The following is a 13,491-nucleotide window of genomic DNA, read 5'->3' as shown; positions in this document are numbered from 1 at the left end:
ATTATTCAAACCGAAATCGGGGCTGGTCGGCCGGCGGCGAGCCGCCGGCCGACCAGCCGCCGCCCCACCGCCACCATCCCGCCGCGTAGCCGCCAACGACTTACTCCCCGAGCCCGCGCCCCGCCACGACCCGCCGGAGCGCGACGAACGCGACCAGCGAGACGAGCACGTACGCGCCGACCGCAAGGTGGGTCGCGCGGGTCGGACTCCCGATGGCGAGCTTCGCCACCGCGTTCGGTGGTGACTCCGGCAGGAGGTAGGTCGCGCTGAACGCGACCAGCACGCCCATCGAGAAGAGGAACTGGGCCTGCTTGCGCTCGCGGAACGCCAGCGCGGTGGTCGCGCCGAGCGTGACGACGCCGACCGAGACGCCCGCGACGAGCACCAGGATCTCGACGGGATTCGCTATCGCGGTGCCGTTGAACGACAGCAGCGCCAGCCACGCGCCGGCCTGCGCGGGCGCGAGGATTCCCATCGCCAGCAGCTTCCCGTCGACGATGTCGGTCGCGGTCAGCGGCGTGACCCTGAGGAGTTCGAGCGTCCCGCGGTCGTACTCCTCGGCGATGGCGTCGACCGCGATGCTCCCGCTCACGAAGATGGGGAGGAACGTGAGCAGGGGGACCAGCACCGTGTAGGTGAAGCTGAAGTACGGGCTGGCCGGGGCGTCCCCCGGGAGTTCGACCGGCTGGCGCGTGAGCCGTGAACTGAGTCGGCCGCGCTCGGTGCGCTCGAACGCCTCCACGACGTTCTTGATCTGGGTCACGACCAGCGTGGTCCTGACGTTCCCGTCGGGCGCGATGGCGTCGACCTGCGCCCGGCCCGCCGGCCCGCGTTCGACCCGGAGCACGGCGTGAACCTCACCCCGTTCGAAGCTCCGCAGGGCGGTCTCGTAGCTGCCGTACTCGACCGCGCGCCAGCCGTCCTCGGCCTCGATGACCGGCTCGATGTCGTCGCTCGCCTCGCCGGTCACCGCGAACTCCACGACGAAGCCGTTCGACACCGAGCCGGGGTCGTACAGCGAGACGAGCCCGACCGCGAGGAACGACGAGAACGCCGCGACGAACAGCTGGATGAGGATGGCGAGCACGATGGTCTTCTCGCTCCGGAGCGACGCGAGTTCCCGGCGAGCGACCGTCAGGCGGTTATCCAATGTAGCTCACCACCGTGAGGTTGTAGCCGGCGTGAACCAGCGTCGCAACCACGAGCGTCCCGAAGTACCAGTTGCGGTTCCGAGTCGCCCCCGCGGCCGTGACGGTCGCCGTGATCGTGTGGAGCGCGAGCGGCGCGAACAGCAGGCCAGCGAGGACCAGCGGCGAGGCCTCGATGCCGAGTCCGGTAACCGTGCCGAACGCGGCCTGCCCGAGTTCGAGGTCCGGCAGGCCGACGAGCTGTGCCACCGCGGTCGCCTTCTCGCCGAGGAAGAAGCCGAGTCCCGAGAACCCGCCCAGGACCGCGGCCGAGCGGAGCGTCCGCTCGAAGCGCTCGTGTGCGAATCCGGCGTACACGTGGACGCTCTTGGCGATCTCCTCAACGAACGCGATGGCGACGAGCAGGACCGGCATCGACAGCGAGACTGGGAGCGCGAACAACAGCGCGACGACGAGCAGTTCCGCGACGAAGACGAACGGAATCGAGAGCGCGCTGAGTTTGGCCGCCGAGCGCCGGCCCGAGATCTGGCCGTCGAGCGCGTCGAGGAACTTCAGCGGGACCGACCGCTGGGTGAACATGTCCTCCTCGCGGTAGACGCCCGCGCCGAGCGCGAACAGGACGCCCGCCGAGAGGTAGAGCGGGAGCGTGGAGAACGCGTAGTCGCCGAGTGAAACCCCCACTCCGGGTCCGGCCCCAGCCCCGGTCCCTTGCAGCGCCTCCACGACCAGCGTGAGCGGCGAAATCGCCGCGACGGGGTGGACGTTCGTGAAGATCGCGGGAACGAACGCGTAGGCGGTCAGGAACACCGACAGCGTGACCGTGACGAAGGTGAGTTCCTTGAACGAGCGGGCGAACATCCCGCCGACGAACGACGACGCGAGGAACAGGAGCGCGATGGGGATCACGGCCGCGACCGAGATCGCCGCGGTCGACGCGATTCCGAGCGGTCCCACACCATCCGCTGCGGGCGTGAGCGTGGTGATCCCGACGGCGGTCACCGACGCGATGGCGACCATCCCGGCGAAGTACGGCAGGGTCTTCCCGGCGATGATGTCCTCGCGAGAGACGGGCGAGACGAGCAGGAGTTCCCCGCGCTGGTTGACCCGCTCGTCGAGGATGGTCGAGGCGTACGCCTGGATCACGAAGTTCATCGGGAGGACGAACGCGAACGCGAGCACCAGCGACTCGAACGGGAACGGCGGTGCCACGTCCGCCGGGGTGCCGCCGCTGGCGCTCCCGCCGAACAGGGAGCCGCTGCCACCGACCGAGGGTGCGCCAATCGGCTCGTCCCCGCCCTCGGACTCCTCGCCGGACGAGTCGGTTCCGCCGTCCCCCGAGTCAGCTCCATTTCCGTCACCGGTCTCCCCGTCGAGGCGCTGTTTGCCTTCCGCGGTCGTTCGGACGGCTCCGGACCCCGCGGCGCTCGCGGTGGGGCTGTTCTGCTCGGCGTACGCGACCGACACGTACACCGGGAAGGCCGCGGCCTCGTCGGACTCGGCGGTCATCAGCCGGTCGTTGTACGCCGTCACGGTGTCCCGGAAGTCCGAGAGGGCGGCCCGGCCCTTCGGGGTCTCGGCGGCGACGACGCGACCGTCCGGTCGGACGAGAAGTTCCATCTCGCCGGGGAACGCCGCCGGGTCGGGCTCGACCGCGACGAATTTGGCGTCCTGCGCGACCGGGTCGTGGTACGAGCTGTCTTCGGGGACGCCGACCCGGTAGATGCCGTCGTCGAGCGTGACGCCCTGTTGGGCGACCAGCGGGGTGAGCGCGCCGACCGCGAGCAGGACGACCAGACCGATTGCGACGGTCCGGCGGTCGAGCTGGCCCGCGTTCTTGGACACTTCCCACCGCGCGATGCGGAGGACCTTCCGGAGCTTCACGGCTGGCCCTCCATCGCGGCGACAGTCCCGCGACGGCGTCTCATCGTCACGGTCGGCCCTCCACGTCCGGGGACTCCTGTGCGATTTCGAGGAAGATGTCCTCCAGGCTCGGCGTGTGGGTCTGGATGTCCTCGACCTCGCCGCCGGCCCGCGCGGCGAGTTCGCGGGTCTCCTCGACCGCGTCCATGCTCTCGACGGTGCGGCGGTATCTGCCGTTTTCCTTTCGCGCACCCGCCACCTCGACCGAGGTGTACACGTGGTACTCGGTCCGGCCGTGTTCCTCGCGGATGGCGTCGACGCTCCCGCGCGCGACGATTCGGCCGTCGTTCATCACCGCCACGCGGTCGCAGATGCTCTCGACGTGGAACAGGTTGTGCGCGCTGAACACCACGGTCTTGCCCGACACGGCGAGGTCGCGGGTGAACTCGATGATGTAGTTGGTCGTCAGCGGGTCGAGCCCGCTGGCGGGCTCGTCGTAGATGAGCACGTCCGGGTCGTTGACCAGCGAGCGCGCGATGGCGACCTTCCGGGTCATCCCCTTCGACATGTCGCCGATGCGGCGCTCGCGGTGGTCCAGATCGAGTCGGTCGAGCGTGTCGTGGATTCGTTCGCGGGCGACGTTCCTCGGAACGTCGTAGAGGTCCGCGAAGAACTCCAGATACGACACCGCGGTCATGTCCTCGTACAGCGGCGACTCCTCGGGGAGGAAGCCGAGGTGTTTTCGCATCTCGGGGTCCCCGGCGTCGTAGCCCGCCACGCTGGCCGACCCGGCGGTCGGCTCGACCAGTCCCGCGAGCATCTTGAGCGTCGTGGTCTTGCCCGCGCCGTTCGGCCCGACGACGCCGAACACCTCGCCGTCCGGGACCGAGAAGTTGCTGCCCTCGACGGCGGTGAACCCGTCGTACTCCTTCCGGAGGTCGTCGACTTCGATCATCGGGATACTCGGGAGTGTTCACCGGGGACACTTGATTTTGTGGTTGGCGACAGAGAATAATGCTCGGGCCGGAGTTTCGGGGCAGACGCGAACGGAATGCCGGGCGGACAAGAAGATTCACAGTGCGAGCAACGGCCCGACCGTGGTGATGCCCACGTCCGAGAGCAGCGCACGACCCCGAGTACGAGGACGAGCGACGGGTGCAGCGCGAGACCGAGCATTTCCAGCACGTCTCCCGAGCAAGCCGGTATAGCTTTCGGACGGCGCTGGGGGTGCTTTGAGGTCGCACCGGAGGCGACCAGCCGACTTTCCTTTAAGTGCTTCCCGCGATAACGGGTAGATACGAGGGAAGTGGGCGCGCGTTCTGGCGGACTTTCATTCCGACTAGCTCCGCGGCTAGCTCTTTTCGGGTAGCGGTCAGTCGCTTCGAGCAGCGGTCAGTTGCGCTTTCGGACCGACGACCGGCGAGCGCTGGCCGTCCTTTAAGTGCTTCCCGCGATAACGGGTAGATATGAGGGAAATCGGTCGCGTTCTCCGGACCGCAATTCTCCGCAGTGACGACGCTTCGCCGCCAGAGACTTCAGCAATTTACCAGTCGTAACTGTCGAGATCCATACCTCTCGGAACACACACCTATCCCGATTCGCTCAGTTCCGCGAGGGCGTACCTTTAACCTTCTCGCGCCGAGTACGAACGACCAATGACTGACGGGGGGACCGACCCGCAGGCTACGTGGCAGTCAGGCCCGCGCGGCGACGAGCGCGCGCTCGAACGCCCGCTGAGCCAGCAGCCCGGCGACGGCGCGGTCGGCCGGGCCGACCTCCAGCGCGACCAGACCGTCCGCCAGTGGGGCCCGGTCACGCCGAGCGCGACCCAGATCGGGCGCGCGGAGTCGCCCGAGGCCGACCTGTCGGAGAGCATCCGACGGCTCCACGAGGAGCGCCACGCCGCGATGACCGGACTGAGCTCGCGGATGCACCGCCTCGACAAGCTCCGCATCTCTCACGCGCTCTGTAGCGATCTCTCGCTGACGCCGTGGCAGCGCGACCGCGTGGTCGGCATCATGGCCGACCTCGACCTGACGGCGTTCGGGAGCCAGCGCGCCATCCCGAAGGTCGCGCTGGTGGTCGTCCGCCACGTGGTCGACCACGAGCGCGAGCGCCACCTCGGGCTCCACGATCAGGAGTGGATCGCCGGGCTCGCGCCCGACCAGTTGAGCGAGCTCTACGACCAGTTTCGCTCCATCACCGACGAGGAGGCGTTCTCGGCGCTGACCGAGAAGTACGGCCTCGACGTCACCAGCCTGAACCGGCTCCGTCGCGTCCTGCGCGAACAGCTCAACGAGCAGGACCTCGAAGACGCGGTGTACGGCCGCAACCCGTACCGCGACCCGAACCTGCCGAGCCTCGACGCCCGGCGGCCGGACGACGACGACGATGCATCGTCGTCGTCCGGCCGCCGGGCTGACGGACGGGGTGCTAGCGGGCAGGGTACTGACGAGTGGAATGCTGACGAGCATGGTGCTGACGAGTGGAATGCTGACGAGCGATAGAAACAGCAGCGTCGAAGTCCGGCCGACTACTCCTCGTCGGTTTCATCACCGTCGTCGCCGCCGTCGAACTCCTTCCCGTCGTAGAACTCCGCGCGCAGATCGTCCTCGTCGAGCGTCGTCGCGGTGGCCGACAGCTGCCCGCGGAGGTCGGCCAGCTCCGCCGAGAGCTCGTCGTACTCCTCGCTGGCGTCGAGTTCCTCCGGGCTCTTCTTGGTCTCCAGCGCGGCCTTCTTGTTCGCGAGCGAGAGGAACTGCTGCATCTGGGCGTCGTACGTCGAGCGCCGGAGGAGCGCCCGGACGGTTTCGAGCAGTTCGTCCGCCTCCGAGACGGGCTTTTCGAGGTAAGCGTCGAAGCCGAGTTCGAGGATGTCGAAGTCGGGTTCGACCGCCGAAACGAGCGCCACACGGCAGGTGAGCCCCTGCTCGTGGATCTGCGTGAGCACGTCCTCGCCCGAGAGGTCTGGCATCCGGCGGTCGAGCAGGACGACGTCGACCGATTCGTCGAGTTTTTCGAGTGCCTCCGAACCGCTGTACGCCGTTCGGACCGTGAAGTCGTCCTCTAGCCACTGGGCGTACGCGTCGGTTATCGGCTTCTCGTCGTCGACGATCAACACTGTGGCGTCGTTGGACATAGTTGCGCTCTCGCTTCCGGGTTGTACTGATTCACTCATACTTCCTCACGCTTAAACTGGGGTGTCTCTCGACGGTCGTTCCGAGGCGTTTCGCGACGTCGTGGCGGTGCGTGGACCGAATCGGACTGACGTGCGTTCCGTCGGAGTCCGACCGCGACGAGGTGATTGCTCGTCTCATGATCAGTCCGTCTCCTGCTCGAAGGGTGATTTGGCCGTCTCCGGTTCGTAGCCGCTCAGGAAGACGAGGTTACCCCGGCCCACCTGTACGCGGGTGATGAGGCCCTTCTCCTCCATCTTCGAGAGCTTCCGGCTCACCGTCGACTTCGACCAGTCGGTCTCCTCGGTCACGTCCGCCTGCTTCATCCGGCCGCCGTACTGGGTGAGCAGTTCCCGGATGCGGTCCTCGTCCGTGAGCATCACGTCGTCCGGGAGGTCGTCGACGCCCGAGTCCGCCGATGTCTGTCGGCCGGTCTGCGGGGCGGCACTGGTCGTCCCGTCGGCGTTCGTGTCGTCGACGCCGCCGGACGACGACCGGTCCTGCCCCGAGAAGACACCGCTGAGCGAGTCCCGGATGGACGCGAACAGCCCCTCCTCGGAGTCGGGCGCGGACACGTCGGTGTCGTGGGACTGGACGTGGTCGCTGGTCGCCGACCGGTCGCCGTACGTCTCGCGCACCGACCATGTCTCGCCGTCGTCGCTCACCTCGACCACCGCGTCGAACAGCGTCTTGAGCGTGTTCACCGTCTCCTCGTCGTGGATGTCCGGGTCCATGTGGTAGAAGCCGATGGCGTCGGCCGCCTGCACCCGGTGGGTGAGGATGTGGAGATACCGGAACGCGGTGTCGAAGTCGACGTACTCCAGCAGGACTGTCAGCGTCTGGACCGACACCAGCGTCTGGTTGCCGTTGTCCGCCCAGCGGGTGAGCTGTTCGCTGAGTGGCGCGATGATGTCCATCGGCTGGTTCGGGTCGACCCGCGACACGGTGACCCCCTCCGGAACGCCGTTTTCCCCGTCCTCGCCGGTCGTCTCGACCGTGTTGGCGTGGATGAACGACAGTTCCGCGGGGAGACGGTCGACGTGCGCGTTCCAGTCGGAGATCCACGTCTCGGGCGGCGGCGTGTACGTGACGGCAGCGACGTTCGCTTCCTCGGGCGGGGCGGTCGCTGCGAGCAGTTCTAAACAGGCGCGATTGCCCGTCGGCGTCAACGGTGCCAGCAGGAGGACGTTGGAGCACTCTTCCAGTCGTCGCCTGTCTGATGTATCGATGTTCATTCGTGGTCTATCGTCGGTTCCGGATACGTTGCTCGGTGTAGTAGACGTCACGGGATGTTCGGGAGTTGTAGTCGATGACGGTACGACGCGTATTAAGTTGTTACCCTGGAAAGTGGTTCGTGACTTCGAGGTGCTTCGCAGTTCTCGAACGCGCAGGAGGTCTTCTTTGACGAGTGCTACTGCAACAGAGTTAGTCAGCACGTAAAAGGACGCGCCAGTATGGGTCACGGCCATTAAGTAGTAATCCGACTCCGGGGGCTTTAGGGGGTAGCCTCCGAACGTCTCGGCCATGCAAGCAGTAATTCTCGCGGCGGGCGAGGGGACGCGGATGCGGCCGTTGTCGGGGTCGGTGCCCAAGCCGATGCTGCCGGTGGCCGACCGGCCGCTGGCGGCCCACACGGCCGACGCGGCCGTCCACGCGGGCGCGGACGAACTCATCCTGGTCGTGGGCTACGAAGCCGACGCGGTCCGCGAGTACTTCGGCACCGAGTACGCTGGCGTCCCGGTCGAGTACGCGGTCCAGGACGAGCAGGCCGGGACCGCGGACGCGGTGCGGGCGGCCCGCAAGCATCTGGACGGCCCGTTCGCCGTGCTCAATGGCGACAACCTCTACGACCCCGCCAGCGTCGCGACTCTCTTGGAGTCGGGGCCGAGCGTGGGCGCGATTCGAGTCGAGAATCCCTCGAACTACGGGGTTCTGACCACGGGCGATACCGGTGAGAACGGGGACGACGAGGACGGAGACGACGACGGGGACGCGACAATCACCGACATCGAGGAGAAACCCTCCGACCCCGACACGAACCTGGCGAACGCGGGAGCCTACGTTTTTCCCGAGGAGGCCCGCGAGTGGCTGGACGTGCCGGCGAGCGAACGCGGCGAGCACGAGGTCACCGACGTGCTCGCCCGCGTCGTCGCCGACTACGATGTCTCGCCGGTCGAACTCGACCGGTGGTTGGACGTGGGGCGGCCGTGGGAACTCCTGGAAGCCAACGAGTGGAAACTCGGCGAACTCGACCGCGCGATTCGCGGCGAGGTCCACGACGATGCGGACCTCCGCGGTGACGTGGTCGTCGAGGAAGGCGCAACTGTCGACGCGGGCGTCGTTATCGAGGGCCCCGCGCTCGTCCGGGCGGGCGCCAGCGTCGGCCCCAACGCCTACCTCCGCGGGCCTGTGCTTGTCGGCGAGAACGCCGCAATCGGCCACAGCGTCGAAGTCAAGAACTGCGTCGTCGGTCCCAGCTCTCACGTCGCTCACCTGAGCTACGTCGGTGACAGCGTGCTGGGGCGGGACGTGAACTTCGGCGCGGGCACGAACGTCGCGAATCTGCGCCACGACGAGGCGGCGGTCAAGTTGACGGTGAAAGGCGAGCGCGTCTCGACCGGCCGGCGCAAGTTCGGCGTGGTCGTCGGCGACGGCGCGAAGACCGCGATCAACACCAGCCTGAACCCCGGCGTGAAACTCTCCGCGGGCGCGACCACCACGCCCGGCGAGGTCGTCACGCGGGACCGATAGCGTTCACACCTTCGCGGTGTGCCACGCGTTCTCGGCCAGCTGTGCGAACGCATGGTTCGCCTCGTCGGCCATCGGGTACTCGCCGTGGTAGGGGTCCGGTTCCTCGTCCACGCCCGTCACGCTCCGGATCGCGTCCGCGATGGACTCGTAGTTGTCGCCCACCACGTCCTGGATCAGCACCGGCATCCCGGCGCGCTCGCAGAGAACCCGGGCGGCCTCGCGGCCGACGTACACCCGCTCCTCGCGCAAATCGGCGAAAACAAGCGCGAACGGAGCCTCGCCGAACTGTGTCGCCAGAAACCGTTGGGCGGGCTCGTCTGCCCACTCGATTGCGCCGACGCCTTCGACTCGCCGGAGCGCCGACGCGGCCGCCGAGCAGAACGGACACTCGCCGTCGTAGACGAGGACGCCGTGGTAGTCGGGTTCGCGCGACGAGTCGCTCGTGGATTCAGTCGACTGGTCGCTCACGGTCGTCGTGGGTACGATTTCCGGCGGTAAAACTGCGGCGGGGGTTGCGCTCGCGATGTGCTGCTTACCGCTTCGACCGCCCCGGCGGCTTGTCGTGCTCCGCGCGAAGGTCCAGTAGCTCGTCGTACTGACAGGCCCGGATGCGGAGGTCGGACTCGGGCTTGGCGGTGCAGGGTAGTATCATGCCGGCTGCCTCGTCGGACTCGTAGTAGCGCTTGGCGTCGGATTGGTCGACCTCGCCGTCGAGCAGTTCCGCTGCGCAGGTGGTACACCAGCCCTGCTGGCAGTCGGCAGGGAGCCACAGTCCCTCGCTCCGGGCGGCAGAGAGGACGTACTCCGTGTCCGGGACCTCTATCGTGACCGTCTCCCCGGCCTGCTCTATGTTGCAGTCCTCGGGCACCTCGATCTCGACGGTGTAGCTGCTCACGACACCGGATTGTGGACCGTCGAGGATGAACGTGACGGCCTCTTAAACTGAGAGGACGTGATTTTCTCGGTCGTTGGTTCCGAAGGAACTCTGACTGTTGCAGTGAATGATGTTTAGAAAGCCCCCGCGCGCTCGCGGTCGCTCTGCGGGATATTCGGCGCGCTCTTCGCACAGGCCGCGCGCCGAATACTGGCCCGCAGAGACGACCTCGGCCTTCGGCCGCGAGCGCGCGGCCCCTTTCAGTCCCACCCTGTCGGTTGTTTCACCAGCGCGCTACTCGTGGAACGGTTCACCGGCGCACTACTGGCGGCTGGCTCACCGAGCGCGTCCTGGTGGACTTTGCCACCGGGCGTCTCCCGTGGTTTGAGTCACCGAGCGCGACCGAGAGTTAGCATCTCTCGGTTGCAGCCCGATGGTCAGGCCGAGTCGTTGATGCGGCGGTTGGTCGAGTACGGCGCGTCGCCGGGCTCGCCACGGACGAAGTGGCCCGCCGGATTGATCTCGCCGTCGCGCTCCATCGAGAGCAGTTCGACGAACCACGCCTCGTGTTCGATCTCCTCCTGCAGGATTCGACTCGCCATGTCGTAGGTGCGCGGGTCCTTGCCGTGGGTCATGTCGCAGACCTCGCTCCACGTCCGGATGGCACACCGCTCGGCCTCCAGTAGCACTTCGAGTATCCCCTCGGCGTCGAGCTCCGACGGGTCGACGCCCTCGCCTTCCATCGGCGTCGGCAGTTCGGCGTGCGGACACGACGCCCGGCCCATGAAGTCGCCGATGTCGACCGGCAGGTGGCCGCCGAGTTCGTACACCCGGGGCGCGACCAGTTCGAAGTGAGCGCGGTCTTCGAGGCGGGCGTCCTCGGTGATCTCCTTGTAGTCCTCGTGGCCCGCGAGGTGCATCCGCAGGTTGGTATAGTAGTAGTACGTGCTGAACTCCGCACCGATGGCGTCGATGAGTCGCTCCCGGAGTTCGACCGGGTCGAGGCCGCGCTCCTCGAGTGCCTGCATCCCCACCCGTTCGTCCGTCGTTCCCGGCTCGTAATCGCCTCCCCCGTGTCGTCGTTCGTCGTCAGCCATGTGTGTCTCCCCCGAAGGCGAACACGACGTTCAGTCCCTTAGTTATTCTTCCCGAACCCAAAACGAGAGTTTCACTTCGGGGAACGAACGGTCCAGTCCGGCGGGACGATCCGACCACTTCCGCCGCGCGGCGAAAGGCGTTAGGCACCCCGACCCTATCGCCCTCCCGTGGACGAGACGATAGACTGGCTCCGGGGCAGGCCATACTACGACGCGCAGGTCGAGGACCACAGGGTCGTCCCCGGCCGCGAGGGGGAGTTTCGCGACGTGGACCTCGAACCCCGACTCGTGGGCGCGCTCGACGAGCGCGGCATCGACGGCCTCTACCGCCATCAGGCCGAGGCCATCGAGGCGGTCCGGGACGGCGAGAACGTCGTCATCGCCACACCGACTGCCAGCGGGAAGAGTCTGGCGTACACGGTGCCGGCGTTCGAGCGCGCGATGGACCACGGCGGACGCACCCTCTACGTCGCGCCCCAGAACGCGCTCATCAACGACCAGGAGGAGAGCCTCTCGGACCTCGCGCGCGACCTCGGGTTCGGCAGCAAGGTCTCGGTCGCCCAGTACACCGGCCGCCTGAGCAGGGCCGACAAGCGGGGCGTACGCGACCGCCAGCCGACCGTGGTGCTCACGAACCCCGACATGCTCCATTACGCGCTCCTTCCCCACGCCCATCGGCTCTGGGACTGGTTGTTCAAGGGCCTCGAAACCATCGTGCTCGACGAGGTCCACGAGTACCGCGGCGTGTTCGGGAGCCACGTCGCGCTCGTGCTCGCGCGCCTCCGGCGGATCTGCGAGCGATTCGACTCCTCGCCGCAGTTCGTCTGCTGTTCGGCCACCATCGGGAACCCGGTCGGACACGCAGCGAGCGTGACCGGGACCGCCGAGTCGTCGTTCAGACTGGTCGACGAGGACGCAAGCGTCACCGGGCCGAAGCACTGGCTGCTGTGGAACCCGCCGGAGTACGAGAACCCGCAGGCCGGCACCTCGGGCCGCCGCCGGTCGAACCACGCCGAGACCAAGCGGCTGTTCGCCGACCTCGTCTCGCGGAACTACCAGACGCTGACCTTCACCCGCGCACGACAGGCCGCCGAGCAGTGGGCGATGGAGAGCGCGGACGAACTCCGACAGCGGGGTCGCGGCGACCTCGCGCCCGACGTGACGGCGTATCAGGCTGCGCTGAAGGACGACCGCCGGAAGGAGATCGAGACGGGGCTCCAGAGCGGCGAGGTCCGGGGCGTCTGGAGCACGAACGCGCTCGAACTCGGCGTCGACATCGGGCAACTCGACGCGGTACTGCTCGACGGCTACCCCGGCACCCGGATGGCGGCGTTCCAGCAGGCCGGGCGCGCGGGCCGGGGCGACGACCCCGCGCTGGTCGCGCTCGTCGCGGGCGAGGACCAACTCGACCAGTACCTGCTGGCGAACCCCGACGACCTGTTCGCGGGCGACCCCGAGCGCGCGGTGGTCAACCCCACGAACGAGCAGCTGCTGCCCGACCACGTGCTCTCGGCGGCCCGCGAGACGTGGCTCGCGCCCGACGACGACCGCTTCTTCGGCGAGTCGTTCCCGGACCTCGTCGCCGACCTCGAAGCAGACGGGCTGTTGGAACGGCGGACCACCGAAGACGGCGTGCGCTGGACGTACGACGGCGAGGGGAGCCCCCAGCACGAGATGAGCCTCCGCTCCATCGACGACCGCGAGGTGAACCTGCTCGACAGGCGCAACGGCGAGACCATCGCCTCGCTCCCGTTCGACGACGCGCTGACCGACGCCCATCCGGGAGCAATCTACCACCATCAGGGCCAGTCCTACGAGGTGGTCGACCTCGACCTCGACGACGAGGTCGCCGAACTCTCGCCGACGTGGGCCGACTACTACACGAAGGTGCTCCACGAGAAGACCATCACGGTCGAGGAGGACGTGCGGGAGAAGCAGCTCTCGACCCGCGACGACGTGGTGGTCCGGTTCGCGGACGTGACGGTCCGCAAGCAGATCACGGGGTTCGAGCGACGCGACCCCTCGGGCGAAGCGCTCGGCCGAGAGTCGCTGGACCTGCCAGAGGTCTCCCTCCGAACGAAAGCGCTCTACTTCACGGTCCCGGACGAGTTGGCGTCGACGATGGCCGACCGGGGGGACTTCCCCGGCGGCATCCACGCCGCCGAGCACGGGATGATCTCGCTGTTCCCGCTGGAACTGCTCTGCGACCGCGCGGACATCGGCGGGCTCTCGACGCCGATGCATCCCCACACCGGCCAGAGCACCATCTTCATCTACGACGGCTACCCCGGCGGCGTCGGACTGGTTCGGGAGGGCTACGAGACGGTCGAGGACCTGATGGCAAACACCGCGGAGATGATCGGGGCCTGCGACTGCGGCGCGGTCGGCGGCTGTCCGGCCTGCGTCCAGTCGCCCCACTGCGGGAACGCCAACGACCCGCTGGACCGCGAGCAAGCGAGGTTCCTGCTCGAAGAACTGACCGATGGCGACGGCGAAACCGATGGCGAGGATTCGTAGATTCGGTCTACGAGTTCCAAACTCCCCAAGGTCGGCCGGTCGCGCGGCGGCGCGATTTCGCGCCGCCG

General features: G+C 67.6%; 11 protein-coding genes. 3 read left to right on the top strand and 8 right to left on the bottom strand.

The window, feature by feature from the left end; genetic code table 11:
* Positions 1 to 100: 100 nt before the first annotated feature.
* Genes DPQ64_RS02980 through DPQ64_RS02970 form a run of 3 tightly spaced genes read right to left on the bottom strand, consistent with a single transcriptional unit; the run spans position 101 to position 3,963 of the window.
* Positions 101 to 1,150: an ABC transporter permease gene (locus DPQ64_RS02980; RefSeq protein ID WP_198661986.1), complete on the bottom strand. Its 1,050-nt coding sequence runs from the start codon at positions 1,148 to 1,150 to the stop codon at positions 101 to 103.
* On the bottom strand, positions 1,143 to 3,029 hold the full coding sequence (locus DPQ64_RS02975) for an ABC transporter permease subunit (protein WP_115862877.1): 1,887 nt from the start codon (positions 3,027 to 3,029) through the stop codon (positions 1,143 to 1,145). The genes DPQ64_RS02980 and DPQ64_RS02975 overlap by 8 nt, the downstream gene beginning before the upstream one ends.
* A 46-nt stretch (positions 3,030 to 3,075) precedes the next feature.
* Entirely contained in the window at positions 3,076 to 3,963 is an 888-nt protein-coding gene (locus DPQ64_RS02970) for an ABC transporter ATP-binding protein (RefSeq protein WP_115862876.1), read from the bottom strand.
* A gap of 700 nt (positions 3,964 to 4,663) precedes the next feature.
* On the opposite strand from DPQ64_RS02970, the gene DPQ64_RS02965 reads away from it, so the two are divergent.
* A complete protein-coding gene (locus DPQ64_RS02965; protein ID WP_115862875.1) occupies positions 4,664 to 5,515 on the top strand; it encodes a DNA-directed RNA polymerase subunit epsilon in 852 nt (283 codons plus the stop codon).
* A gap of 26 nt (positions 5,516 to 5,541) precedes the next feature.
* On the opposite strand, the gene DPQ64_RS02960 is transcribed toward DPQ64_RS02965, so the two are convergent.
* Both DPQ64_RS02960 and DPQ64_RS02955 read right to left on the bottom strand, forming a co-directional pair.
* Positions 5,542 to 6,147, bottom strand: coding sequence for a HalX domain-containing protein (locus DPQ64_RS02960; RefSeq protein WP_115862874.1), 606 nt, complete (start codon positions 6,145 to 6,147; stop codon positions 5,542 to 5,544).
* A 180-nt stretch (positions 6,148 to 6,327) separates the two neighbouring features.
* Positions 6,328 to 7,419 (bottom strand): helix-turn-helix transcriptional regulator, encoded by a 1,092-nt coding sequence (locus DPQ64_RS02955; protein WP_115862873.1) that lies wholly within the window; start codon positions 7,417 to 7,419, stop codon positions 6,328 to 6,330.
* A gap of 289 nt (positions 7,420 to 7,708) precedes the next feature.
* On the opposite strand from DPQ64_RS02955, the gene glmU reads away from it, so the two are divergent.
* Complete coding sequence (gene glmU / locus DPQ64_RS02950; protein WP_115862872.1) at positions 7,709 to 8,935, top strand: bifunctional sugar-1-phosphate nucleotidylyltransferase/acetyltransferase; 1,227 nt, start codon at positions 7,709 to 7,711, stop codon at positions 8,933 to 8,935.
* 3 nt (positions 8,936 to 8,938) lie between these two features.
* Here glmU and DPQ64_RS02945 read toward each other — a convergent pair whose 3' ends face one another.
* The 3 genes from DPQ64_RS02945 to dps all read right to left on the bottom strand — a co-directional run bounded on the left by DPQ64_RS02945 (position 8,939) and on the right by dps (position 10,906).
* Positions 8,939 to 9,403: a DCC1-like thiol-disulfide oxidoreductase family protein gene (locus DPQ64_RS02945; RefSeq protein WP_115862871.1), complete on the bottom strand. Its 465-nt coding sequence runs from the start codon at positions 9,401 to 9,403 to the stop codon at positions 8,939 to 8,941.
* A 64-nt stretch (positions 9,404 to 9,467) separates the two neighbouring features.
* The gene (locus DPQ64_RS02940) at positions 9,468 to 9,830 is read right to left on the bottom strand and encodes a 2Fe-2S iron-sulfur cluster-binding protein (protein WP_115862870.1); all 363 of its coding nucleotides are present in this window, start codon (positions 9,828 to 9,830) and stop codon (positions 9,468 to 9,470) included.
* A 416-nt stretch (positions 9,831 to 10,246) separates the two neighbouring features.
* Positions 10,247 to 10,906: a DNA protection during starvation protein gene (gene dps, locus DPQ64_RS02935; RefSeq protein ID WP_115862869.1), complete on the bottom strand. Its 660-nt coding sequence runs from the start codon at positions 10,904 to 10,906 to the stop codon at positions 10,247 to 10,249.
* 168 nt (positions 10,907 to 11,074) lie between these two features.
* On the opposite strand from dps, the gene DPQ64_RS02930 reads away from it, so the two are divergent.
* Positions 11,075 to 13,423: a DEAD/DEAH box helicase gene (locus tag DPQ64_RS02930; protein WP_115862868.1), complete on the top strand. Its 2,349-nt coding sequence runs from the start codon at positions 11,075 to 11,077 to the stop codon at positions 13,421 to 13,423.
* Positions 13,424 to 13,491: the final 68 nt, after the last annotated feature.

Origin of the sequence: Halorussus litoreus (assembly GCF_003382685.1) — an archaeon.
Classification (GTDB): Archaea; Halobacteriota; Halobacteria; order Halobacteriales; family Haladaptataceae; genus Halorussus; species Halorussus litoreus.
This window is presented reverse-complemented; position numbering and strand designations above follow the sequence as displayed.